Annotated in this window: 26 protein-coding genes and 1 riboswitch; of the genes, 16 read left to right on the forward strand and 10 right to left on the reverse strand. The window is 69.7% G+C overall.

Annotation, left to right across the window (positions count from 1 at the left end; all coding sequences use genetic code 11):
- The 6 genes from JF66_RS14640 to JF66_RS14665 all read right to left on the reverse strand — a co-directional run.
- Positions 1 to 567, reverse strand: a 567-nt coding sequence (locus JF66_RS14640; RefSeq protein WP_035879214.1) for a hypothetical protein, incomplete at its 3' end; no start/stop codon positions are given.
- Positions 568 to 575: 8 nt separating this feature from the next.
- Entirely contained in the window at positions 576 to 1,325 is a 750-nt protein-coding gene (locus JF66_RS24460; protein WP_156109819.1) for a hypothetical protein, read from the reverse strand.
- A gap of 1 nt (position 1,326) precedes the next feature.
- Positions 1,327 to 2,823, reverse strand: a complete 1,497-nt coding sequence (locus tag JF66_RS14650; protein ID WP_035879216.1) for a hypothetical protein — start codon at positions 2,821 to 2,823, stop codon at positions 1,327 to 1,329.
- Positions 2,823 to 3,182 carry a DUF6507 family protein gene (locus tag JF66_RS14655; protein ID WP_035879217.1) on the reverse strand — a complete coding sequence of 120 codons (360 nt, stop codon included), beginning with the start codon at positions 3,180 to 3,182 and terminating at the stop codon, positions 2,823 to 2,825. The genes JF66_RS14650 and JF66_RS14655 overlap by 1 nt, the downstream gene beginning before the upstream one ends.
- 75 nt (positions 3,183 to 3,257) lie before the next feature.
- Complete coding sequence (locus JF66_RS14660) at positions 3,258 to 3,578, reverse strand: pore-forming ESAT-6 family protein (protein ID WP_035879218.1); 321 nt, start codon at positions 3,576 to 3,578, stop codon at positions 3,258 to 3,260.
- Between the two features lie 11 nt (positions 3,579 to 3,589).
- On the reverse strand, positions 3,590 to 3,925 hold the full coding sequence (locus JF66_RS14665) for a hypothetical protein (RefSeq protein ID WP_035879219.1): 336 nt from the start codon (positions 3,923 to 3,925) through the stop codon (positions 3,590 to 3,592).
- 167 nt (positions 3,926 to 4,092) lie between these two features.
- Here JF66_RS14665 and JF66_RS14670 point away from each other — a divergent pair, with 167 nt between their 5' ends.
- From JF66_RS14670 to JF66_RS14710, 10 genes are all read left to right on the forward strand, one after another.
- A complete protein-coding gene (locus tag JF66_RS14670; protein WP_035879220.1) occupies positions 4,093 to 5,163 on the forward strand; it encodes an FHA domain-containing protein in 1,071 nt (356 codons plus the stop codon).
- Positions 5,153 to 5,446, forward strand: coding sequence for a hypothetical protein (locus JF66_RS14675; RefSeq protein WP_051973575.1), 294 nt, complete (start codon positions 5,153 to 5,155; stop codon positions 5,444 to 5,446). The genes JF66_RS14670 and JF66_RS14675 overlap by 11 nt, the downstream gene beginning before the upstream one ends.
- Entirely contained in the window at positions 5,443 to 6,759 is a 1,317-nt protein-coding gene (locus tag JF66_RS14680) for an EsaB/YukD family protein (RefSeq protein WP_035879221.1), read from the forward strand. The genes JF66_RS14675 and JF66_RS14680 overlap by 4 nt, the downstream gene beginning before the upstream one ends.
- On the forward strand, positions 6,760 to 7,011 hold the full coding sequence (locus JF66_RS14685) for a hypothetical protein (protein ID WP_035879222.1): 252 nt from the start codon (positions 6,760 to 6,762) through the stop codon (positions 7,009 to 7,011).
- Positions 6,929 to 7,657 carry a hypothetical protein gene (locus JF66_RS14690; protein WP_156109820.1) on the forward strand — a complete coding sequence of 243 codons (729 nt, stop codon included), beginning with the start codon at positions 6,929 to 6,931 and terminating at the stop codon, positions 7,655 to 7,657. The genes JF66_RS14685 and JF66_RS14690 overlap by 83 nt, the downstream gene beginning before the upstream one ends.
- Positions 7,654 to 8,343 carry a hypothetical protein gene (locus JF66_RS24465; protein ID WP_231556446.1) on the forward strand — a complete coding sequence of 230 codons (690 nt, stop codon included), beginning with the start codon at positions 7,654 to 7,656 and terminating at the stop codon, positions 8,341 to 8,343. Before JF66_RS14690 ends, JF66_RS24465 begins: the two co-directional genes overlap by 4 nt.
- A 41-nt stretch (positions 8,344 to 8,384) precedes the next feature.
- Positions 8,385 to 11,585, forward strand: a complete 3,201-nt coding sequence (gene eccCb, locus JF66_RS14695; RefSeq protein ID WP_231556447.1) for a type VII secretion protein EccCb — start codon at positions 8,385 to 8,387, stop codon at positions 11,583 to 11,585.
- On the forward strand, positions 11,582 to 11,782 hold the full coding sequence (locus JF66_RS14700) for a hypothetical protein (RefSeq protein WP_035879225.1): 201 nt from the start codon (positions 11,582 to 11,584) through the stop codon (positions 11,780 to 11,782). Before eccCb ends, JF66_RS14700 begins: the two co-directional genes overlap by 4 nt.
- A gap of 67 nt (positions 11,783 to 11,849) precedes the next feature.
- Positions 11,850 to 12,164 carry a hypothetical protein gene (locus JF66_RS14705; RefSeq protein WP_156109821.1) on the forward strand — a complete coding sequence of 105 codons (315 nt, stop codon included), beginning with the start codon at positions 11,850 to 11,852 and terminating at the stop codon, positions 12,162 to 12,164.
- A 98-nt stretch (positions 12,165 to 12,262) separates the two neighbouring features.
- Positions 12,263 to 12,919, forward strand: coding sequence for a dihydrofolate reductase family protein (locus JF66_RS14710; RefSeq protein WP_081882414.1), 657 nt, complete (start codon positions 12,263 to 12,265; stop codon positions 12,917 to 12,919).
- A 342-nt stretch (positions 12,920 to 13,261) separates the two neighbouring features.
- Here JF66_RS14710 and JF66_RS14715 read toward each other — a convergent pair whose 3' ends face one another.
- Genes JF66_RS14715 through JF66_RS14730 form a run of 4 tightly spaced genes read right to left on the reverse strand, consistent with a single transcriptional unit; the run spans position 13,262 to position 16,470 of the window.
- On the reverse strand, positions 13,262 to 14,353 hold the full coding sequence (locus JF66_RS14715) for a sulfate/molybdate ABC transporter ATP-binding protein (protein ID WP_156109822.1): 1,092 nt from the start codon (positions 14,351 to 14,353) through the stop codon (positions 13,262 to 13,264).
- Complete coding sequence (locus JF66_RS14720) at positions 14,350 to 15,324, reverse strand: ABC transporter permease (RefSeq protein ID WP_231556448.1); 975 nt, start codon at positions 15,322 to 15,324, stop codon at positions 14,350 to 14,352. Before JF66_RS14720 ends, JF66_RS14715 begins: the two co-directional genes overlap by 4 nt.
- Positions 15,311 to 16,069, reverse strand: coding sequence for a molybdate ABC transporter substrate-binding protein (gene modA / locus JF66_RS14725; protein ID WP_035879228.1), 759 nt, complete (start codon positions 16,067 to 16,069; stop codon positions 15,311 to 15,313). The genes JF66_RS14720 and modA overlap by 14 nt, the downstream gene beginning before the upstream one ends.
- Positions 16,066 to 16,470, reverse strand: coding sequence for a molybdopterin-binding protein (locus JF66_RS14730; RefSeq protein ID WP_035879229.1), 405 nt, complete (start codon positions 16,468 to 16,470; stop codon positions 16,066 to 16,068). Before JF66_RS14730 ends, modA begins: the two co-directional genes overlap by 4 nt.
- Before the next feature lie 263 nt (positions 16,471 to 16,733).
- Here JF66_RS14730 and JF66_RS14735 point away from each other — a divergent pair, with 263 nt between their 5' ends.
- The 6 genes from JF66_RS14735 to JF66_RS14760 all read left to right on the forward strand — a co-directional run bounded on the left by JF66_RS14735 (position 16,734) and on the right by JF66_RS14760 (position 21,238).
- Positions 16,734 to 17,972 (forward strand): ThiF family adenylyltransferase, encoded by a 1,239-nt coding sequence (locus JF66_RS14735; protein WP_081882415.1) that lies wholly within the window; start codon positions 16,734 to 16,736, stop codon positions 17,970 to 17,972.
- A 3-nt stretch (positions 17,973 to 17,975) separates the two neighbouring features.
- Complete coding sequence (gene glp, locus JF66_RS14740) at positions 17,976 to 19,511, forward strand: gephyrin-like molybdotransferase Glp (RefSeq protein ID WP_051973576.1); 1,536 nt, start codon at positions 17,976 to 17,978, stop codon at positions 19,509 to 19,511.
- Positions 19,508 to 20,020: a cyclic pyranopterin monophosphate synthase MoaC gene (gene moaC / locus JF66_RS14745; RefSeq protein ID WP_051973577.1), complete on the forward strand. Its 513-nt coding sequence runs from the start codon at positions 19,508 to 19,510 to the stop codon at positions 20,018 to 20,020. Before glp ends, moaC begins: the two co-directional genes overlap by 4 nt.
- Before the next feature lie 71 nt (positions 20,021 to 20,091).
- Positions 20,092 to 20,727, forward strand: a complete 636-nt coding sequence (locus tag JF66_RS14750) for a molybdenum cofactor guanylyltransferase (RefSeq protein WP_035879230.1) — start codon at positions 20,092 to 20,094, stop codon at positions 20,725 to 20,727.
- The gene (locus tag JF66_RS14755) at positions 20,724 to 20,999 is read left to right on the forward strand and encodes a DUF6457 domain-containing protein (RefSeq protein WP_035879231.1); all 276 of its coding nucleotides are present in this window, start codon (positions 20,724 to 20,726) and stop codon (positions 20,997 to 20,999) included. The genes JF66_RS14750 and JF66_RS14755 overlap by 4 nt, the downstream gene beginning before the upstream one ends.
- Entirely contained in the window at positions 20,999 to 21,238 is a 240-nt protein-coding gene (locus tag JF66_RS14760; RefSeq protein ID WP_035879232.1) for a MoaD/ThiS family protein, read from the forward strand. Before JF66_RS14755 ends, JF66_RS14760 begins: the two co-directional genes overlap by 1 nt.
- 73 nt (positions 21,239 to 21,311) lie before the next feature.
- A riboswitch (TPP riboswitch) is annotated at positions 21,312 to 21,417 on the forward strand.
- Positions 21,418 to 21,434 lie beyond the last annotated feature (17 nt).

The following is a 21,434-nucleotide window of genomic DNA, read 5'->3' on the forward strand; positions in this document are numbered from 1 at the left end:
GCCAGGACCCACGTGGATAACCGCGCTGAACATCGAGGTCTGCTCCTCATAGCCGCAGGAGAACAACAGCGAGTCGTATAAGACGCCGCTCAGGGTTCGCCGGCTCTCATCGCTCGTGGGGAAGGACAACCTCGGCCCGAAGAAGTTGAGGGTGAAGCCATAGAATTCCCCGTACGGCAAACTCGGAGCCGGTGGGCGAGTGCTCCTCGGTCCAAAAATGAGCAGGTCTTTGTCGACCGGCACGTCAAAAGTGGCGAGGTAGTCGTCCGGAAGTCGCAAGCGACAGGACTCATCCACGGCGCGCAAGACGTCCAATACTGCTTCCCGACCACCGCCAGACGCAAAGACACCTTTCGGGCCCCGGACGACCTCGCGAGCCGCACCGACGACGATTGCCGCGCTGAAAGTAGCCTCTTCGAGGTTCAGCACAGCCCGAATGAATACCGCGCCGTACAGCACGCCGGTGACTGTCTTCGACCCAGGACTGTACGTCGGCACGTCGAGCCGCTGACCAAAGTAGGCCACAAACTCGTCATAGAGCTCATCGAACGTCAACTGACTTGCCATCTCCTCGCCTAGTCTCCCGATCGTATCGTGGGTGCTGTCGCTGTCATCGAATCCGGATCATAGCGATAGCCGCGGCCCTGCATATACTCGAATTCCTTGTGCAGCGACTTCGTGTCGCCAATCGGATCATGGGAAAAATGGAACGTCTTGCCCTGCGCGATCGCATCGTCCAGAAACGGAGCGTTGTAGGAGGCGAACATGTCGGCCATGTCCAGATCCTGAGCCTTCATGATAGGGCCCCACTGATCCCCGAGGCTGAAGTACTCGTACCCGCCCTCCTCGGCCTTGGACACGTAGTTTGTCGGTGCGCCGTCATCCCACTTACCCAGCATGACCTCTGCGGCATCCGCATTGTGCACGCTGGCCGCGAGCGTTTCCTGGTACGCGACATAGTCGATGGTCTTCGCTGTGCCCGGCACCTGAAAATCGGCGTGAGCAGGTACTGGACCGGACGACTCCGGGGCTGGTCCGTCAGGAGCGCCGCCGTCAGGCGATGCACCGTCGGGCGTTGCACCGTCAGAACCAGTACCGTCGAGCGTTGCACCGTCGGAAGCTGCACCGTCAGGCGTTGCACCGTCGGAACCAGCACCGTCAGGCGTTGCACCGTCCGAAGCTGCACCGTCAGGCGCTGCACCGTCCGGAGGTGCACCGTGTGTGCCGCCGGCCGGCGCGTCCACGACCGTGCCCGGGGGGACTGTCGCGGATTGCACGTCGCCGTGGCTCGCGGCGGGGGGAGCAGGCGCATCGACGCGCGGCACGTCAACACGGTCGGCGATCGTGTGCAGGGCGTGGCCGCCGCTGCCGGGCTCGCCGACGGCGAGGCGGGGCGSGGGCCCCGAAGACGGCACCGTCGGGCGTGACCGCAGCGAAGCCGGGTTCGACGCGCACCGTGGGGATCTGGTCTGCGAGGGAATGCATCGCCTGGGCGAGCGAGGCGCGGCCGATCGAGGCGCCGCCGATCGAGGCGCCGCCGGCGATGTTGAGTTTGGCGGCGTCGGCCAGCACGGTGAGGCCCGTTCCCGCGTGCAGCGCGAGGGAGGTCGCACCCCGCGAGGCCATATTGACTCCGGGCAGAACCACCTCGGCCACGTGGGCGACGACCATTCCGGCCTTGCCGCCGATCGACGCGATCTTGGCGCCCCCGGCGGCCACCCCGGCGCCGGGGATGAAGAATGAGCCGATGTTGAAGGTCGTCGCACCGAGAGCGCCGGCCGGGTTTTCCGCCCACTGGTCGGAGGCGACCATGCCCTTGACCCCGGCGAGGAGCTGTTCCTGCGAGCCATTGATGAAGTCCTGCGTGCCGTGCAGCCACGCGGGCACCTTCTTCTGCGGGATGAGGCCGGCAGTGATGCTCACCGGGCCGGCCAGCACGAGCCCGGCGCCGAGCATCCCGAGACCCGACCAGGCCCTGCCTGCCATGTCGCCGTCACCCCAGTGACCGGTGGCCGCGTTGTACGAGAACAACGCGCCAAGACCCTCGACCGACCCCACGACGGCCCCGCCGAAGCCCGTGCCGAAATCGACAGCCGCGTCGCCGGTGGATTCCGAACAGGAACGGTCCCCCTCGGTGGCCGCTCCCCACGGCAGGGTCACGCCTTCCGCGTTCAGTTCCGCCGCGGTGTGCGCGACGACACCGGCCACGCACTGGTCGGTGCGCAGGGCGTTGATCGCATTCACGCAGTCCGCGCGCACCTGATCGAGGGCCGCAGCCTCGGTGTTCACGCGGTGGATCAGGTCGGAGTTCTCCTGAACGGATGGCTTGTGCTCGCGCCAGCTGATCGTCTGCGGGCCCATGTCGGCGAAGTCGGTGACCATGAAACTGAAGATGCCGGCCTCACGCGCCGGGTGATCGCTGTCCCAGATGTCGACGGTGACGCCGCCGGACACCCGGGCGACAAAGGCGCGGGCCTCTTCGCGGATCGCCGCGAGGCGCGTCTTCAGCGGCGCCACCTGGTCGGCGAGGTTCGCGATGATCTTCGACACCGACGCAAGCGTCTGGCCGAGAGCGGCCGAATCCACGGAGACCGGTGTCATCACGTCGAGAAGTTCGGGGGCCTCCGGAGCCACATAGACGCCGGACAGCGCGGCCCACTGAGTGACGACGGCCGCGCCTTTCTCGGTGACGGTGGTTCCTGCGGAGGAAAACCCGCTCGCGGAACCGGCGATCGCGGCGGGGTCGATGTCATCGCCGGGAATCATCTCGGGCTTGATCAAATCACCGTCGACCTGGCAGGCGGTGGCGGTCGCGGCGGCCATCAGGGCGTTCCGGCGGCGTTGAAGAACGACAGGTCACCGGATGCCGCGGCGCGGCTCGCCGCCGTCTGCGCGGTCGCCGCCATCTCTTCATCCCCCTGGATGTATCCGATCGTGGCAGTACTCGCGCCGAGCGACCCGGCTGTGATGCGGTTGCCAATCGCCGTGAGCCGCTCGTGCTCGCTCTCCATCAAAGCCTGAATCGCCGCGGGAATATCGGCCAGGCCGGGGCCGGCCCCGGTCGCCAGCTCGGCGAACGACGTTGACGCCGAGTCCAACGCGGTGCGCAACTCTGCCGCAGCGGTTTCCACCGATGCGAGAACGGACTGCACGCCGGACGGGTCAATGCTCCAGCCGCTCATACACCCTGCCCGCCAGCGCGCGGGTTCGACGGAGACGTCGACCGACGGCAGGGGCGACGGGGCATGATGGTGTGCTTATCCGATGTTCTGCACGGCGGAACGGCCACGAGACAGAGCCGACTGGGCGGTCTCGTCGTTGCTCGCGAGGGAGGAGCGCAGCGATGTGATGATCTGCTTCACCTGCCCGGCGACGGTGTTCCAGCGGATTTCCTTCGACGCGTATTCCTCCGACACTCCGTCGGCCTGGTAGTCGGCCATCATGGCCTTCACGTCGGCGTCACGCTGGTCGATCAGCGCCTCGAGCCGCCCGGCGATCGCGTTGAAGTTGTCCTGCGCATTCTGGGATGCGGCAATGTCATAGTCGCGACGATCCGCCGCATTTCCACTAGAAGCCATGAGAGTGTTCCCTATCCCCGTGAACCGAACCGTGCCGAGTCGAAACCCGCCCCGGATTGTGCTGACGTCGTCTGGTCGGCCAGCTCCTGATCGGCCTGACCGAACGCGAGATCCTGCCCGGCGATCCCTGTGAGGATCGAACCCAGCGCACCGTTCAACTCCGCCGAGATCGAATCCGTCTCGTTCTTGAAGCGGTCGAACGCGGCGCGACCGGCGCCGTTGAACCGGCCCTCGAGCGGCGCCGCCGCCTCGAACAGCTGCTTCACCAGCGATCCAAGATCGTCAGACGAGGAACTCGTCTTTTTCGTCAGATGCGACAGAACGTCGGATCCCATTGCGAATTTCATGCCAGCCATCGAGAGCCCCCAAGGTGTGGTGAGTTCTCAGGATAGGCTACTGATATTAATAAGGGGTAACGCGAGCCGTAGTTTTTTGTACATGTCCAACCATCGGTCAGCAGTGCATCTACACCACCCTGTTCTGTTCACAGTCGTCAATCGGGGGTGCGTCGCAGGTGGGTAACGCACTGATCGGCGCCGTCAGCTGCGGCCGATGCGGTGCCCGCTTGGTCGTGCAGAACGAGTATTGCAACCGCTGCGGCGTGCTGCGCGTGGCCGCTGTTCCGGGCGCCGCATTGGGCGCGTATTCGGGCATGCTCGGCGGCGTGGTCACGGCCTCGGCGGCCCGACGCAACTGGGCCCACGTCATTGACGGCGCACCGATCGTGGCGCTGTCCACCCTCGCCCTGGTCACCCTCGCGGCCACCGCGGACAGCGGGCACTCGGCGTCCGCGCTGCTCTGGCTCGGAGCGCTCGCACTCCTGGTTGCGGTGCAATCACTGCTGCTGGGATGGTTCGGCCGCACGGCCGGTCGCTCGCTCCTCCAGCTGCGCACCGTCGACGACCTCACCGGAACACCCGCCGGTCTGAGCGCCCTGTCGCCCGCCCGCACCACCCTCACCGCAGACCTGCGACGCGGCCGCGATCCGCAGACCAGCGCGCGTACAGCACTCGATACCGCCGAGCTCGGCCACGGCACGCCCGCCGGCGTGATCCCTGCCGTCCCCGACGTTCGTCGCGCCGACGCGCGTCGCCCGCGCCGGGCCAAGCCCGCTGAGACAAACGACGGCTACGCCCCCGAAGAGGTGACCGCCCCGTCCGTGTTGATCGTGCTCGACAACGAACAGATTCTGCAGGTGGACGAGTCGCTTCTGATCGGCCGCCGGCCGGAGAATCGAGCGGATGCCACGGTGCATCCGCTTTTCGCCTGGACCGACCTCTCGCGCACGCTGTCCAAGACGCACGCGCTGCTGACCTGGTCGGGAACACTCCTCTGGGTGACCGACTTCGGATCGGCCAACGGCACGACGCTCGTGACCCCCCACGGCGAGCGCCGCGTGCTGATTCCCGGCATGCCCACGGCCGCGACCCCGGGGTGGCGGGTGGAGCTGGGCGACCGCAGCTTCCAGGTGCGCGCGAGCGGCATCGTGCAGGCCGCAGAACCCGCACCCGCCCAAACCGCACCAGCACCCGCACCCGCCGAGCCGGCCGACGCCCGTGAGAGGAATCCGACGGATGTCTTCTGACCACGACGTTGTTCTGCTCGAAACCGTCAAGACCCACCGGTCCCGCCTGCGTGCCGCATTTCTGTTCGGTGAGCTGTCGGAGCGCCGCGTGGCGAACGACAATATGCGCCGCGTGATCGGCAGCGTCGTGCTCGCCGCCGTGCTCTGCGCCGGCTGCGTGGGCGTGTCGTTCGTGGTGGACCTGCTTCAGCAACGCGCCGCCGCTGCGCAAACCCAGATCGTACCGACCCCCGTGCCGACTCCGACAGCCCCAACAGCCCCAGCAGAAGTGGACACCCCGTGAGTGGATTCACCCGCCTCACCATTGTGGGCCGCACCCGCAAGGCCGAGATCGTTGTACCCAACGAGGAGACCGTTGCCGCACTTATCCCGCAGCTGATGGATCTGCTCGACGAGCCCACCGGCTCTGTGGCCCGGCCGCTCACCCTGATGCGCGCCACCGGGCAACAGCTCGACACCGCCCTCACCCTCGCCGACCAGAAGGTCGCCGCCGGAGAGTTGCTGCGACTATTGCGGGTCGACGAGGCTCCCGCCCCGCCCGAGGTCGCCGACGTGACGGATGTTGTGGCCGAGGCGCGCGACGACCGGCGCGGACTCTGGGCCCAGCAGCACAGGCAGGGCCTCGGGGCCGTGATGATCGGCGCCCTCGTCGGCACGGCGGCCTGGCTGGCCGCCGCCGCTGCCCCCGGTTCGGTCACACTGCTCGGCGCCCTGTTCCTGTCCTGCCTCGCCGTGGCCGCGATTCTCGGATACACCACACGGCGCTGGACCGCGATCGGGTTCACGGCTGCCGCGTTCGGACTCGTTCCGGCCACGTCTCTCGCCGTGGCGCAGGCATCCGTCTGGATCTCCGTGGCGCCGCTCGGCGTCGCCGCCATCGTGGGTTTCGGGCTTGCCTGGCTCACGGTCGGCCTCGCGCTCGGCGTGGGTCTCGGCATGCGGCCGGCGTTGCGGGCGAGCGCCCTCGCCCTCACCCTGTTCGCGCTGGCTGTGCTGCTGCCGCTCACCGGCATCAGCGTGCTCGAGACGGCCGGGATCGTGGGCGTGGCGGCCGCTGTTATGTGCGGGCTGCTGCCCTGGTATGCCATGAACAGCTCCGGTCTCACGGGCCTTGACGATCTGGTGATCGCCGGTCGGCTCACCCACCGCGACACCGTGCTCAGAACGGTGAACGACGCCTACCGGTCCCTGACCTGGTCGACCGTGGCCGTGGCCGTGCCGCTCGCTGTCACGGCCAGCCTGCTCGCCGTCTCGGAGAACGGCTGGGCGATCGCGCTCGGCGCCGCCCTGGCCGTGGTGACCGCGCTGCGCACTCGGGCCTTCCCCCTCGCCGTGCAGGCGATCGCCCTCTGGGCCGCCGCTCTGAACACCGTGGTCGTGGTCGCGCTCGCCCAGGACCACGGCGGCGTCTCCATCGCGGCCCTCGTGGTTCTTGCCGCCATCACGCTGGTCGTCGTGGCGCTGACGCCTCCGCCGCACACCCGCGCGCGGCTGCGGCGCTTCGGCAACGGCATCGAGATGCTCGCCGTGGTGTCGCTTCTCCCGGTTCTGCTCGGCGTCTTCGGTATTTACCCCGACCTGCTCGGAACCTTCTAGGTGTCGCGCCTCACCGCCGGGCTCCGCTCGCTCCCCCTCGCCCTCGTGGGCAGCGCGAGCGCGCGCCTGCACGACCTCACCACCGCGGATGCGGCCGTGCGCGCGCCGCTGACCCTGAACCGGCGCATCGGCGTGGTGCAGGCGGCCGGCGGAAGCGGCGCCTCGACCGTTGGCGGCGAACCTCGCGAGCATTCTGGCGCACCGTCGTTCCGGCCTCGTGCTCGCGGCCAATGCCTCGGGCGGCACCCATAATGTGCTCTGGCACGCCGGGGTGCCCACGAGCGACGCCGGGCGTCCGGTGGGACGCACGCTGCCGACGGCACCACGCTCCGCGGCGGAGGCCACCGCCCAGTTGCCCGCGTCGGCTGCGGGACTGCTCGGGCTCGACCTGCGCCACCCGGCGCATCCGACGACCCCAGCCCCCAGCCGAACCTGGTTCGACCACATCAACCCGGTCTCCCGGTTCTTTGACCTCGTCGTCACCGACTGGGGCGTGCGTGGCTGGCAGGTCGACCTCTCCCAGGTGGCTCTCGCCAGCCACGTGATGTGCGTGGTGAGTCGCTCGGAACGTCATGCCGTGGAGCAGGCCGCGGCCATCATCCCGGCGTTGCAGGGTCTCGACGACGGACCGCGCATCGTGTTCGTGATCGTCGACGTGAGCGGCAGCCGCGGCTCCGCACCGTCCACCCCGCTGACGGGCGCACTCGGGGTGCCCGTGGTCCGTATCCCGCACGATCCCGCTGCCGGCGCGGCCGCCCCGGTGGAAAGCGTGCACACCGGCGCGCAGACCCGTATCGCTCACGCGGTGCTCGCCGGCACGATCATGGCCGAGGCCCAGCGTTCGCTGCTCACGCCCCGTGCGCCGGTCCCCCGGTCTGCCCTCGAGGCAATCCGATGACGCTCAAGCTGGTACACCGTCCCACCCGGGTCACCCGACCGCTGCGACGGCCCGAACCCGAGATCATCTCCCCGCCGCCCGCCATGCAGGACGGCGCTCAGGGCGGCGTGCCGATCCAGGCCCTCATTCCCGTGCTCGGCGCGGGAACCAGCGTGATCATGATGGTCACCCTGCGCGGCAACGCCCTGTTCATGGTGATCGGCGCGCTGATCCTGATCGTCGCGATCGTCGGCGGCCTCGCCATGGCCCTCACCCAGCGCGGCAACGCCGCCCGCACCCGCCGCGTGCAGCGCGAACGCTACCTCGACTATCTCGAACGCCTCCGGGCCCGTATGCGCCAGCGCGGTAAGGACGTGCGCACCCTCGCCGGGCTGCTGGGCCCTGACCCGGCCGCTCTGATCGAGCTCGTGCGCGACCCCGGCCGCCTGTGGGAACGCCGCCGCCAGCACAGCGACTTTCTCTGCCCGCGCCTCGGCGTGGGTGACCGCACCTGGTTCGACCTCGCCGTTCCCGCGGAGCAGAACCCGGTACAGCCCTTCGACCCGATCCTGTGCGGGGAGGCCGGCCAGGTAGTGGAGCACTACTCGACCGTGCGAGGCATGCCCATCGACCTGCGCCTCGACGGGGCCGGAAAGGTCGCCATCATCGGCGACCGGGCGGATGCCGTGCAAGCCGCCCGCGCCTGATCCTGCAACTCGCCGCATTTCACGCCCCCGACGACGTGCAGATGGCCATCGCGTACCCGTCGTCCGCGGCGGACGACTGGCGCGGCGTTGACCTGCTGCCGCACTTCGTCGACGAATCCACCTTCGACGGACCGGTTCCGGCACGGCGGGTGGCCCCGGACACCCCGTCGTTGCGCAAGGTGCTCGGCCAGGAGCTCGGCGACCGCGCCCAGCTCGCCGCCACCGCCAAACGCAGCGGAACCAACGGCGCCGTGGCGGAGAATTCGCGACTCATCATCTTCGTGGACGACTACGGCCACGTCGCATCCGCCCTGCCGGTGCCCGACGCCGACCTCACGCCCACCGACCTGCAGATCACCATGATCCACCTGCTGAGCGACCGCCTGCACGAACCCTCCGATGTGACCATCCGCGTGACGGTCGCGAACGGCCAGGCCGACATCACGGATGCCCGCGACGACGCCGAGGGCCAGGTTCCGGTGCAGCACGCGGTGCTCGACCAGATCTCCGGCGCGCTGTTCGAGACCGTGGCGCGCATGCTCACGCCGCTGCGGCTCAACCTCACCCGCCAGGACGAGGTGGAGTCGGCCCGCGCCGTAGACATCGCCGAGCTGCTGAAGATCGACGACATTTCGACGTTCGACACGGCATCCGCGTGGGAGACCCGCTCGCCCCGCGACTTTCTGCGCGTGCCGATCGGCCTCGACGACTTCGGCGAACCCGTGCTGCTCGACCTCAAGGAATCCGCGCAACTCGGCATGGGCCCGCACGGTCTGTGCATCGGCGCGACCGGTTCGGGAAAAAGCGAGCTGCTGCGCACCCTCATTCTCGCGCTCGCCCTCTCCCACGGACCGGACGACGTGAGCATGGTGCTCGTGGACTACAAGGGCGGCGCCGCATTCGCTCCCTTCGCCGGTCTGCCGCATGTGGCCGGCATCATCGACAACCTCGCGGACGACCCCCAGCTCACCCAGCGGGCCCGGGTGAGCATCGCCGGCGAGGTCGTACGCCGCCAGCAGCTGCTGAAAGACGCCGACAACTCGCCGTCGATCACGCACTACCGCGAGCTGCAGTCCACCCGACCCGACCTGCCCCCGCTGCCGCACCTGCTGATCGTCATCGACGAATTCGGCGAGCTGCTCGCCGCGGAACCGGACTTCGTGGACCTGCTGCTGACCATCGGCCGGATCGGCCGCTCGATCGGCGTGCACCTGCTGCTCTCGAGCCAGCGCATCGAGGCCGGCAAGCTGCGCGGCCTCGAAACCTACTTGTCGTACCGGGTGGGCCTGCGCACCTTCTCGGCCTCGGAGAGCTCGATCGTGCTCGACACCCCCGACGCCTTTCACCTGCCGGCCATCCCGGGGTTCGCCTATCTCAAGGTCGATACGTCCGTGTATCGCCGATTCCGCTCGGGCTTCGTGTCCGGTCCGGTCTCCGAGTCGGATGTCGGGCCGGCGGATGCCACAGGCGAACGCCTCGAGGCCCGGCCGCTCCCGCTCTACAACGGCCTCGGCAAACGCGATGACACCGAGACGGCCGAAGAAGCCCTCGCCCGGCCGACCACCGGGCGCGTGCTCGTGCACGCCGCGGTCGATGAGCTGCGCGGCTCCGGAACGACCGTGCCGCCGATCTGGCTCTCGCCGCTGCCCGAACGTTTGGCGCTGTCCCGCATCCTCTCCGACGAGCCGGCCGTGGCGCTGCAGGTGGCCATGGGGCTACTCGACGAACCCGAGAAGCAGCGCCAGGACCCGTGGCTGATCGACCTGACCCGCAGTGGTGGCCACCTTGCCGTCTTCGGGGCCCCGCAGACCGGGCGGAGCACCTTCCTGCGCACGATGGCGGTCTCGCTCACGCTCACGCACACTCCCCGTCAGGTGAGCATCTACGCGATGGACTTCACCGGCTCCGGGCTGACCCGCATCGAAGGCTTCCCGCATGTGGGAGGCGTCGCCACCCGCGCCAACCGCGACCGGCTGCGACGCCTGCTCGAGGAACTCGCCGCCATGCTCGCCACCCGTGAACGACTGTTCGCCGCGCGGGGAATCGACTCGCTCGCTACCCTGCGCGCGCTGCACGCCGCCGGTCAGGTGCCCGAACTCGTGGCCGCCGACATCGTGCTGCTTGTAGACGGCCTCGGCGCGCTCCGCACCGAATTCGAGGAACTCGAACCCGCGCTCTACGACCTTCTGCAGCGCGGGTCGAGCTTCGGCATGCACGTGGTCATGTCGATGACCCGCTGGAACGAACTGCGCATGGCACAGCAGCCCCTCGTCGGCACGCGCATCGAGCTGCGGCTGAACGACCCGATGGATTCCCAGATGGGCCGCAAGCTTTCGGCGACCCTGCGGGCGGACCAGCCGGGTCGAGCCCTCACCGATGCCGGACTCTTTGCGCAGATCGCCCTGCCGGTGCTCGACGACACGGCCGACGAGCTGCTGGGCGACGAGCTGGAGGCCCTCGCGGCGCGGGTGTCCCATAGCTGGGAAGGCCCCTCCGCCGCGCCGATCCGGCTGCTGCCGGAGAGTTTCTCTGCCGAGGAGCTGCCGGACGCGATCGACTCGCCCGATGCCGTGCCCTTCGGCCTCCGACAGGACACGATGGAGCCGGCGTACCTCGATTTCGCCGCGGCGGACCAACATCTGCTCGTGTTCGGCGACCAGGGCTCGGGCAAGTCGACCCTGCTGCAGGGCATCATCCAGGGCCTGACCGACCGGTACACGCCCGACGAGCTCGTGATCGCGATCATGGACGTGCGCGGCCAGCTGTCGAGCGCCTGCTCTGACGACTACCTCGGCGGCCTCGCGGAATCGAGCGGCCAGGCACGCACCCTCGCGACCGCGATCGCCGAGGAACTCGCCCGGCGCCAGGCCTCCCCCGACCGTTCAGCGGGGCCACGCATCGTGGTGATCGCCGACGACCTCGACATTCTCGCGTCCGGCGGAACGGAACCCTTGAATCCGCTGCTGCCCTTCCTGCCGAGCGCGCGCGAGTTGCGCCTGAACGTGTGCGTCACCCGGCCAGTGGCCGGGGCGACGCGCGCGCTGTACGACGTGGTGTTACAGTCGCTGCGAGACACCGGGGCGACGAGCCTCATTCTGAGCGGCGAGCGCTCGGAGGGCCAGGTTTCGCCCGGCGTCTACGCCGAGCAGATGCCGCCCGGCCGCGGTCGGCTGGTGCGCCGCGGCGACCGGCCGCGCATCGTGCAGATCGCCCAGGCTCGAGTTGCGGAGGTGGTCTCGTGAGCCTCTCGCCGTTACACATCGTGGTCTCGGGAACGGCCGGCGGTGTGGGGACGACAACCCTCACCGCGCTGCTGTTCGATCTGCTTTCGGCACCGGCCGGCGTACCGTCGCTCGCCGACCACACGTCGGGCACCCTGGCGCCCGGCTGCCGCGCGGCGATGACGCGGACATCATCGACGCGACCTGCTGCTGCATGACCTGGGCCCGCACGCCAACGGAGAGGGGCTCGACCTGCTCGAGTCGCACACCACCCTGGCGGTGCTCGTGACGGCGAACACGCCGCTCGGGTTGCTCGCGGTCACCGATGTGCTCGAGGGCATCCGCAAGCGCTATGGTCAGGCCGGTCTCGCCCGGGTCACCGTGGTGTGCACCTCCACGTTCGGCCGCCCGCGGACTCGCGCGCTTGTCGAGGCCGTTCACACGACCTACGGCCGCGGCATCATCCTCGTCGTTCCGCACGACCCGGCCCTCGCCGGGCCGGGTCGGATCGCCACGCACCGCCTTCACCGACGAACCGTGGCCGCCTGCGATCTCATGGCCCGGCGCATCCGCACGCTCATCGGTCTGTATCGGAGGTAACTCGCCCTCCCCAGAGCGGGCGAACGGCGGTAGGGTCGGCGAAAGTCGCAGCGCGGTCGCTGCACGGACCCTGGACGGTCCCCGAGGAAAGGCGCGCCTTGAGCACACTCACCATCACAACGTTTCTCTCCCTCGACGGAATCATGCAGGCCCCGGGCGGGCCGAACGAGGACCGCAGCAACGGGTTCGAGCGGGGCGGCTGGATGGTGCCGTTCGCCGACGAGAACACAGGCCGCTGGGTGGCCGAGTGGTTCGCGCAGGCCGACGGGTTTCTGCTCGGCCGCAAGACCTACGACATTTTCGCGAGCTACTGGCCCCTGGTGACCGAGGCCGACCACCCGGTGGCCGGGCCCTTGAATACGCTGCCGAAATACGTTGCCTCGAGCACGCTCCAGGACCCGGCCTGGCACAACACCACGGTGCTGCGCGGCAACGTGGTCGACCAGATCACCGAACTCAAACGTCGACCGGGAGGGGAGATTCAGGTGCACGGCAGCGGTGATCTCGCCCAGACGCTCATCGAGCACGACTTGGTCGACGAGTACCGCTTGTGGGTCGTCCCGGTGATCCTCGGGGCGGGCAAACGGCTGTTCCCCACGCATCCGCTCAGCAAATCTCTGCGTCTGGTCGAGACGCGCACCACGGACACCGGCGTGGCCGTGCACGTGTACCAGCCGGGCGGGGCGTTCACGACGGGAACATTCGCGCTGCCCGCCGCGCACGCCGCCTCCGCCTCCGCCTCCGCGGCCGCGTAGCCCCCAGCGCCGGTCACCGCGCCCCTCTGTGCCGTTGGTCGAGGCGCGACGAAGGAGCGATCGAGACCCCGCACGCCGTTCCTCGCACGCGACCCGTCCGGGTCACGTAAAACCGGTCGATTTCACGACACGCCGTCCCGAGTGGCGCCCCAGCACGGCGTGTCTCAGAAACACCGGTTTTACGGTCGCGGACGGTCCGGCCGCGGGCACGGACCCGGACCCGGACCCGTCACGGCCGTCCGGGTCACGCAAAACCGGTCCATTTCACGACACGCCGTCCCGGGTGGCGCCCCACCCCGGCGTGTCTCAGAAAAACCGGTTTTAGCGTCGGCGGGACTCGGGTCAGAGGGGATAGACGACCGCGTCGGACGGGTCGAACGAGAAGTAGGCGCGGGTACCCGGCTCGAGATCGAGGTCCGCGGTCACCCGGGGCGTCAGATCGGCGAAGAGGTCATCGGAGCGCACGCGCACCACGTCGCCGCGGGGCTCGAGATCCTGCACGAGCGCGGGGAAAACGGTCAGATGCGGTCCCTCCGGAGCGGCGAGCGAGACCAGCACATTCGCCGGGCGAACAGCCACACCGACCCGCGTCCCGGTTGGGATGTCGGTGGTGAGGGGCAGCAGGACGGTGGCGTCGGCGTCCGTCACCAGGCCGGCGCGGGTGCGCGTGCCGGTGACCAGGTTGAGAGCGGCGAGGTCGGCGGTGAAGCGAGTGCGTGGTCGTTCGAGAACATCACGGGTGGGGCCCTGCTCGATGATGCGGCCCTCGTGCATCACGATGACCCGGTCGGCGAGGGTGAGGGCATCAAGAACGTCGTGGGTTACCAGCAGCACGGTCTGGTCAACGAGCACGCGGCGCAGCATCCGGCGCAGCAACGGAGCCGCGGCCACGTCGAGGGCGGAGAGGGGCTCATCAAGCAGCAGGAGTTGCGGCTCGGCGGCGAGCGCTCGTGCCACGGCCACCCGTTGCGCCTGCCCTCCGGACAGCTCGGTCGGGCGCCGTCCCGCGAGCTCGGTCGCGTCCACCTCGCGCAGCCAGTGCAGGGCGCGGGCGTGCGACTCGTGCCGCGTTGCACCCGCACTGCGCGGGCCGAAGGCAACGTTGGCCGCCGCCGTCAGGTGCGGAAACAGTAACGCCTCCTGCGCCAGCAGGGCTACCCCCCTCGCGTGCGGTGGCACCCACGAGTCGCGTGAACGGGCTGCCCCTCTCACCGGGTCCGGCGCCGTCTTCTCTCGGGCGCCGAGGTCGAAGAGGGTACGGCCACCCAATTCGGCGTGCCCGGTCTCCGGGCGCACGAGGCCCGCGAGAACACCCAGCAGCGTTGACTTTCCGGCGCCGTTCGGACCGAGAATGGCCACCGTTTCGCCCCGCGCCACCCGCAGCGACAGGTCGAGCCCGCGCTCGGGCATGCTGGCGTCGATGCTCAGCATCAGGTGTTCCTGCGCAGAAAACCGGTGGCCGGGTTGGCGCCGCGATGCGCGAAGCCCACCACCAGCACGGCCACGATCACGAGCACCAGCGAGAGGGCGACGGCGGCGTCGGGATCGGTCTCGCGCTGCAGGTAGATCTCGAGCGGCAGCGTGCGGGTGACACCCTGCAGGCTGCCGGCGAACGTCAGCGTTGCGCCGAATTCCCCGAGGGCTCGGGCGAACGAGAGCACGGCGCCCGAGACGAGGGCGGGCAGCACGAGCGGCAGAGTGACCCGGCGCAACACCGTGGTGGGTGCCGCGCCGAGGGTGGCCGCCACGGCTTCGTACCGGGTGCCCACCGCGCGCAGGCCGCCCTCGAGGCTCAACACCAGGTACGGCAGGGCCACAAAGGTCTGCGCGAGCACCACCGCGGTGGTCGAGAACGCGATCTGGATGCCGAGCACCTCGAAGGTCTCCCCGAGCAGCCCGCGGCGCCCGAACGTGTACAGCAGGGCGATGCCGCCCACAACCGGCGGGAGCACGAGCGGCAGCAGCACGAGCGGACGCAGCAGGCGCTGCCCGGCGAACCGGGTGCGCGCCAGGACCAGGGCCATCGGCACGCCCAGCAGGATACACAGCAGCGTCGCGACGCTCGAGGTGCGCAGGCTCAAAAGCAGGGCGGCAACGGATGACTCGCTCGTCACGAGCTCGAGGAAGCTCCCCCAGTTGACCCGGCCCACCATGGCCACTAGGGGCAGCAGCACGAACACGGCACCGACGCCGGCGACGCCGATCACCCAGCGCGGGACGGCGTCGACGCGGGCGGACCGAGGCCGGTCGCGGCGAGCTCGCGCACCCCCGGGCTGCGCGAGCGGACCTCCGCTGTCCGTGGGGCCGCTTGACGTGAGACCCGCCTTCGTCCGGCCGGTCCCCGTCACACCGGTCATCGCCGCCGGATGCTCGGCCGCGCCGCGCGCGTCGTTACGGTGTGCCAAAGCCCGCCGCCTGAAGGATTTTCTGCCCGGACGGACCGGCCACGTACTGCGCGAAAGAGTGGGCAAGAACCGGGTTCGTCGACGCCGTCAGGGCAGCGATCGGATATCGGTTGACGGCCTCCGTCGACTCGGGGAAGGGCACGCCCTGCACGCTGGTTCCTGCCGACTGCACGTCCGTGACGTAGACGAGGCCGGCATCCGCTTCGCCGGAGCTCACCTTGCCGAGCACAGCGGTGACCGACGACTCCTCACTGACCGGGCTGAGCGCGACACCGGTCGCGCGCTGCACGGTTGCGGCGGCAGCGCCGCAGGGAACCTGCGGCGCGCACACGACGGTCTTCACTCCTGAGCGAGCGAGGTCGGCGAACGACGTGATGCGCGCGGGGTTTCCCGGCGGCACGGCGATCGTGAGCGTGTTGCTGGCGAAATCCACGGGCTGGTCTGCCAGGTCCTCGGCGGTGAGTTTGGCCATATTCGGTGTGTCCGCCGAGGCGAACACGTCGGCGGGGGCACCCTCGGTGATCTGGGTGACGAGGTCGGACGACCCCGCGAAGTTCAGGGCGATGGTGCTGCCGGGGTGCTCGGCCTCGTAGGCCGCCGCAATCTCGGTGAACGAGGCCGTGAGGGACGCGGCGGCGAACACCGTGATCTGCTCGCCCTGGTCCGGTGCCGCGGGCGCGCACGCCGTGAGCCCGAGGAGCAGGCCGACGGCCGCCACGGCCGCCAGTGCACGCCGCCCGGTCATGCTGCACGGCCCGGTGTCTCGACGATCACGTTGGTGGCTTTGATCACAGCGACGCTGAGCGACCCGATCTCGAGGCCGAGTTCGCGCACGGCCTCGCTCGACATGAGCGAAACCACGCGGTGCGGGCCGCACTGCAGCTCGACCTGGGCCATGACGGTGTCCATGGTGATGCCCGTGACGATGCCGACGAAGCGATTGCGGGCACTCCGGCCGACCGTCGACGGGTCCGTGGGGGCACTGGCCTGCGCCGCGGCGAAGGCGGCGAGTTGGGCGCCGTCGATGGCCAGACGTCCTGCGGAGTCTGCCGCGGCATCCATTCGCCCGGTGTCGACCCACCGTCGCACGGTGTCATCGCTCACCCCCAGCAGCTCGGCGGCCTCACTGATCCGATAATGCGTCATGCATTGCAGAATATCACCGCACCTGCGCCTCAAGCTAGCGTTGTCACCTCCACCGCCCTCGACGTGTGGCCAGTGCGCCACCACAGAGCGTCTTCCCGGCGCATAACTCCTGCAAATCGGCACCGCACAGCTGGGCGGCCGCGTGATTCCGGGGCCGAATTATGGCCGACCCGGAATCTGCAGGAGTTATGCCAGAGGAAGACGTACCCTGGGCGGGGCGGTTCGGGTCGCACGATCGCCCGGAAACGCCTAGCGTTAAGGCCATGGCTATTCCTCCTCTCGTCGAGCCCGTTGACCAGCTCAGCGCGGCCGAATCCGTTCGCACCGCGCGGCAGCGCCGCCTGCCCCAGCTCAACGAGCTCGGACAGCGTCGGCTGGCCAACGCCCGCATCCTTGTGCTCGGCGCCGGCGGGCTCGGCTCGCCCGCCCTGTTGTACCTCGCGGCAGCCGGTGTGGGCACCATCGGAATCGTCGACGACGACGACGTGGAACCCAGCAATCTGCAGCGCCAGATCGTGCACGGCGTCACGGATGTCGGCCGCCCGAAGGTGGCCAGCGCCGCCGAGGCGATCGCGCGCATCGCCCCCGAGGCGACGATCATCCAACACAGCGAACGCCTGGTCGCCGCGAACGCCGCGGCCGTGCTCGGCGGCTACGACGTGGTCATCGACGGCACCGACAACTTCCCCACCCGATTCCTCGTGAACGACACGTGCGCGGCGCTCGGGATCCCCCTCGTGTGGGCATCCGTTCTGCGTTTTGATGCCCAGCTCACCGTGTTCTGGGCTACACCTCCCGCCGGCAGCGGCGTGACAGGCGTGCACCTGCGCGACCTGTTTCCCACGCCGCCCGCCGAGGGCGAAGTGCCGAACTGCGCCGACGCCGGCGTGCTCGGCGCACTGTGCGGCCAGGTCGGATCCCTGATGGCCACCGAAACGATCAAACTCGTGACCGGCATCGGAACGCCGCTGATCGGTCGGGTGCTGGTGATCGACGCCCTCTCGGGACGTTTCAGTGAGGTTCCGCTCGTGGGTACCGGCATTCCCGCGGCGCCGACGCCCGCCGAGACGGCGGCGGCCCAGACGGCGGCGGCCCAGGAAACGGCGAGGACAGTGCCCGAGGTGAGCACGCGCGACCTCGTCACCCGCATGGCCGCCCGCGCCGCCGGCCAGTCCGACTTCCTCGTCGTGGACGTTCGCGAGCCGAGCGAACACGCCGAGATCTCGATTCCGGATGCCCGCCTCCTGCCGCTCGGCGCGTTGCTGACCGAGGAGGGCCGGGCAACACTTCCGCGCGACCTGCCCCTCGTGGTGCACTGCCACGCTGGCACCCGAGCAAACCGAGCCGCGGCCGCGCTGCTCGCGGCGGGATTCACGGATGTGTCTGTGCTTTCCGGCGGCATCGTCGCCTGGGAAGCCGCCGTCGCCGCCGGTGAGGTACCTGGGCTCGGTGACCGGTGGTCGAGCCTGCCGACCGCCTCCTCCACCACGAACGCGCGCTGACCGATGGCTGAGAACCTGACCGGGCAGAGCCCGCTGACGGATGCCCCGGGCGCTGCCGAGCAGACCGGCCGAATCGACCACGACCACGGCACATCCCGGGACGCCTGCGCGCCGCCGGTATCCGCCCGCAGCGTCGCCGAGCAGCTCGAGGCCGTGCTCGAGGGCTGCCAGGCGCTCGCTCCCGCACTGGTTTCCCTCGACGCCGCCCTCGGGCTTGTGCTCGCCGAGGATGTGGTGAGCGCGACCGATACCCCTCCTTTCGACAATTCCGCCATGGACGGATACGCCGTGCGCCGTGAGGACCTGCTGCTCGCGAGCGCGACGAACCCGATCGTGCTCCCTGTGATTGCCGACCTCGCCGCCGGTACCGCCGAAAACCCCTGGATCGACGCCGGCCAGACCGCCCGCATCATGACGGGCGCTCCCCTGCCTGATGGCGCCGACGCCATCGTACCGATCGAAGACACCGATCAGGGCATTGAATGGGTCACCGTGACCCGGGCTCCGGACCTGCACGCTCACATCCGTCGCGCCGCCGAGGATGCCCATGCGGGCGACACGGTGCTCAGTGCAGGATCCGTGCTGTGGCCCACCCGCGTGGCCGCAGCCGCGAGCGCCGGCACCGCGATGGTGCTCGCGCATCCCGTGCCCCGGGTAGCCGTGATTTCCACCGGCAGCGAGCTGGTGACCCCGGGCGATCCCACCCGGCGCGGACAGATCCCCGACTCCAATTCGTACCTGCTCTCGGCGGCCGTGGCCGACGCCGGGTGTATCCCCATCCGAGTGGGCGCCGTGCCCGACGACGAACGCACGCTGCGCGAACTCCTCACCTCACTCGCGGAGACGGTCGACGCCATTGTGCTCTCTGGTGGCGTGAGCGTGGGGGCCTACGATGTGGTGAAGGCCGTTCTCGCCCCGCTCGGTACCGTGCGCTTCGGCCCCGTGAAGATGCAGCCGGGGAAGCCCCAGGGCTTCGGTCGCTGGCCGAGCCCGGAGGTGGACAATGACCCCATCGACGACGAATTCCCGCGGTTGCCGCCACTGCTCGACGAGACCGCCGAGGCCCCTGTCACGGATACCGCGCCCGTCGCGCACATCACCGAGCTCTTCGCCGGAACCGTTCACGCCGATGGCGACGAGCGCAGCGACGACCGCGACGACGACGACCCAGTGCACCCGCCTGCTCACCTCGGCCCGGTCATCTTCGCGCTGCCGGGTAACCCGGTGAGCGCCTACGTATCATTCGAGGTCTTCGTGCGCCCAGGGCTGCGGCGGATGCAGGGCCACACCGACGTACACCGGCCGACCGTTGTCGCAACGGTCACCGACGGCTGGCGTTCCCCGTCCGGGCGAGCGCAGTACATGCCCGTGATCGTCACCCGGGACGGCGACCGAACGGTTGTTCGGCGTGCCACGGCCGGCGGCTCCGGATCCCATCTGGTGGCCGGGCTCGGCCACTCGAACGGACTCGCCATCGTGGCAGAAGACACGACTCAGATTAACGGGGGCGACCTCGTGACTGTCATGCTGACATCATGAACACTGCCGCCGACATCACCGCTTCTGCGGCCTCCCAGCCCTTCACCCACCTCGATTCCGCCGGTCAGGCCCGCATGGTCGACGTCACCGAGAAGACGCCGACGGTGCGCAGCGCCACGGCGGCCGGCTTCGTGCGCTGCGGCCCCACGGTCATCGCCGCCCTGCGCGACGGGACCACCCCGAAGGGCGACGTGCTCGCCGTGGCGCGCATCGCCGGCATTCAGGGCGCCAAGAAGACCGCAGACCTGCTGCCTCTCGCCCACGTGATCGGCGTGCACGGCGCCGTCGTCGATGTCATCGTGGGCGACAACGGCGTCAGCGTCACGGCCACCGTGCGCACGGCAGACCGCACCGGAGTCGAGATGGAGGCGCTCACTGCCGTCTCCGTCGCGGCCCTCGCCGTCGTCGACATGGTCAAGGGCATCGACAAGTCCGTCACGATCGAGAATGTGCGCCTGCTCGCCAAGACCGGCGGCAAGTCCGGCGACTGGCGCCGGGCCACCGACTAACGGATGCTCACCGTCCCGCCGCACCGCGGCATTTCCCGCCCGCAGTGCACCCCGCCACGCAGGGGTCAGCCGTGACTGCCGCACCGACAGTCGACCTCATCGTGCTCGCCGGAGGGCGCGGAAGCCGCCTCGACGGAGCCGTCAAACCGGCCGTTGAGGTGGCGGGGCGCACGCTGCTCTCCCGCGTTCTCGACGCCCAAGACCTCGCTCAACGCGTCGTGGTGGTGGGCCCGAACTCGGCGCGCGCCGCCGCGGGCAGCCGGCACACCCTCTGGGCCCTCGAAGATCCCCCCTTCGGCGGTCCCGTCGCCGGCATCGCCGCCGGGCTCACGGCCCTGGCCAACGATCCGGCCGATTGGCTGCTCGTTCTGGCCTGCGATCTGCCCTGGGCAGCGGATGCCGCGCGCAGCCTCGTCGCGAGCCTGCCCGACCTCCCGTATACCGTTGACGGCATATATCTGGAGGACGCCCAGGGCCACGCCCAGTGGCTTGCCGGCGCCTACCGGCCCGCCGCCTTGCGCGCCGCCGTGACGCGCCTCGGCCCGCGCATCCACGGTGCCAGCATGCGGCAGCTCCTCGGCGACCTCACCCTGCGCAGCCTCCGAGACGAGGCCGACGCCGCGCACGACGTGGACACGTGGCAGGATGTTTTAGAGAGCACGGAACGGTTGAACCGTGCACCCGAGAGTCCGAGGAGCACCAGATGAGCACCCCAGCACCCCTGCCGCCGGAAGCGCTTGACGAGTGGCTCCTCGCCCTGGCCGAACGGCTCGGACTCGAACCCGCCCAGGTTCCCGTCTCGGCCTTACTCGACGTGGCCCGCGACGTGGCCCACAACGTGGCCCGTCCGGCCGCCCCACTGAGCACCTTCCTCGTGGGCCTCGCCGCCGCGCAGAACGGGGGCACTCGCGCCGACGTGGAGAAGGCGTGCAGCGACGCCACCGAGCTGGCCCTGAGCTGGACCGGGGAGAAGCACTGATGGCGACCGTGCGATTCTTCGCCGGCGCGGCGGAGGCCGCCGCCACCGACGGCGCGGCGGTTGACGTGGGCAGCATCGGCGCACTCCGCACCGAACTGGTGCGGCTGTACGGCCCCGAATTCGCGCGCGTGCTCGGCCTGTGCTCACTCCTCGTCAACGGCGCCCGGGCAGCGGATGACGCGGTGCCCCTCTCCGCCACCGATTCGGTCGACGTGTTGCCCCCCTTCGCCGGCGGCTGAGGCTCCAAGCCCCCGCACACGCACGCCTCGGCATCCGCTCACGCTCCGGGCCGGCACATGCACTATGGTCGGTAGCAGTGACACGGGGTGCCCCGTCGGCGAGACCGATCGGTGCTGAGATAACACCCGTCGAACCTGATCCAGTTAGCACTGGCGAAGGGATGTCCGCGGTCGGTAATCATCGAACGCACGGGTC

This window comes from Cryobacterium sp. MLB-32 (assembly GCF_000738085.1).
Taxonomy (GTDB): domain Bacteria; phylum Actinomycetota; class Actinomycetes; order Actinomycetales; family Microbacteriaceae; genus Cryobacterium.

Excerpts from the sequence above, each read along its gene's own strand:
- JF66_RS14655 (WP_035879217.1), bottom strand. The coding sequence starts at position 3,182 with ATGAGCGGCTGGAGCATTGACCCGTCCGGCGTGCAGTCCGTTCTCGCA.
- JF66_RS14660 (WP_035879218.1), bottom strand. The coding sequence starts at position 3,578 with ATGGCTTCTAGTGGAAATGCGGCGGATCGTCGCGACTATGACATTGCC.
- JF66_RS14665 (WP_035879219.1), bottom strand. The coding sequence starts at position 3,925 with ATGAAATTCGCAATGGGATCCGACGTTCTGTCGCATCTGACGAAAAAG.
- JF66_RS14675 (WP_051973575.1), top strand. The coding sequence starts at position 5,153 with ATGTCTTCTGACCACGACGTTGTTCTGCTCGAAACCGTCAAGACCCAC.
- JF66_RS24465 (WP_231556446.1), top strand. The coding sequence starts at position 7,654 with ATGACGCTCAAGCTGGTACACCGTCCCACCCGGGTCACCCGACCGCTG.
- eccCb (WP_231556447.1), top strand. The coding sequence starts at position 8,385 with ATGGCCATCGCGTACCCGTCGTCCGCGGCGGACGACTGGCGCGGCGTT.
- modA (WP_035879228.1), bottom strand. The coding sequence starts at position 16,069 with ATGACCGGGCGGCGTGCACTGGCGGCCGTGGCGGCCGTCGGCCTGCTC.
- JF66_RS14730 (WP_035879229.1), bottom strand. The coding sequence starts at position 16,470 with ATGACGCATTATCGGATCAGTGAGGCCGCCGAGCTGCTGGGGGTGAGC.
- JF66_RS14735 (WP_081882415.1), top strand. The coding sequence starts at position 16,734 with ATGGCTATTCCTCCTCTCGTCGAGCCCGTTGACCAGCTCAGCGCGGCC.
- glp (WP_051973576.1), top strand. The coding sequence starts at position 17,976 with ATGGCTGAGAACCTGACCGGGCAGAGCCCGCTGACGGATGCCCCGGGC.
- moaC (WP_051973577.1), top strand. The coding sequence starts at position 19,508 with ATGAACACTGCCGCCGACATCACCGCTTCTGCGGCCTCCCAGCCCTTC.
- JF66_RS14755 (WP_035879231.1), top strand. The coding sequence starts at position 20,724 with ATGAGCACCCCAGCACCCCTGCCGCCGGAAGCGCTTGACGAGTGGCTC.
- JF66_RS14760 (WP_035879232.1), top strand. The coding sequence starts at position 20,999 with ATGGCGACCGTGCGATTCTTCGCCGGCGCGGCGGAGGCCGCCGCCACC.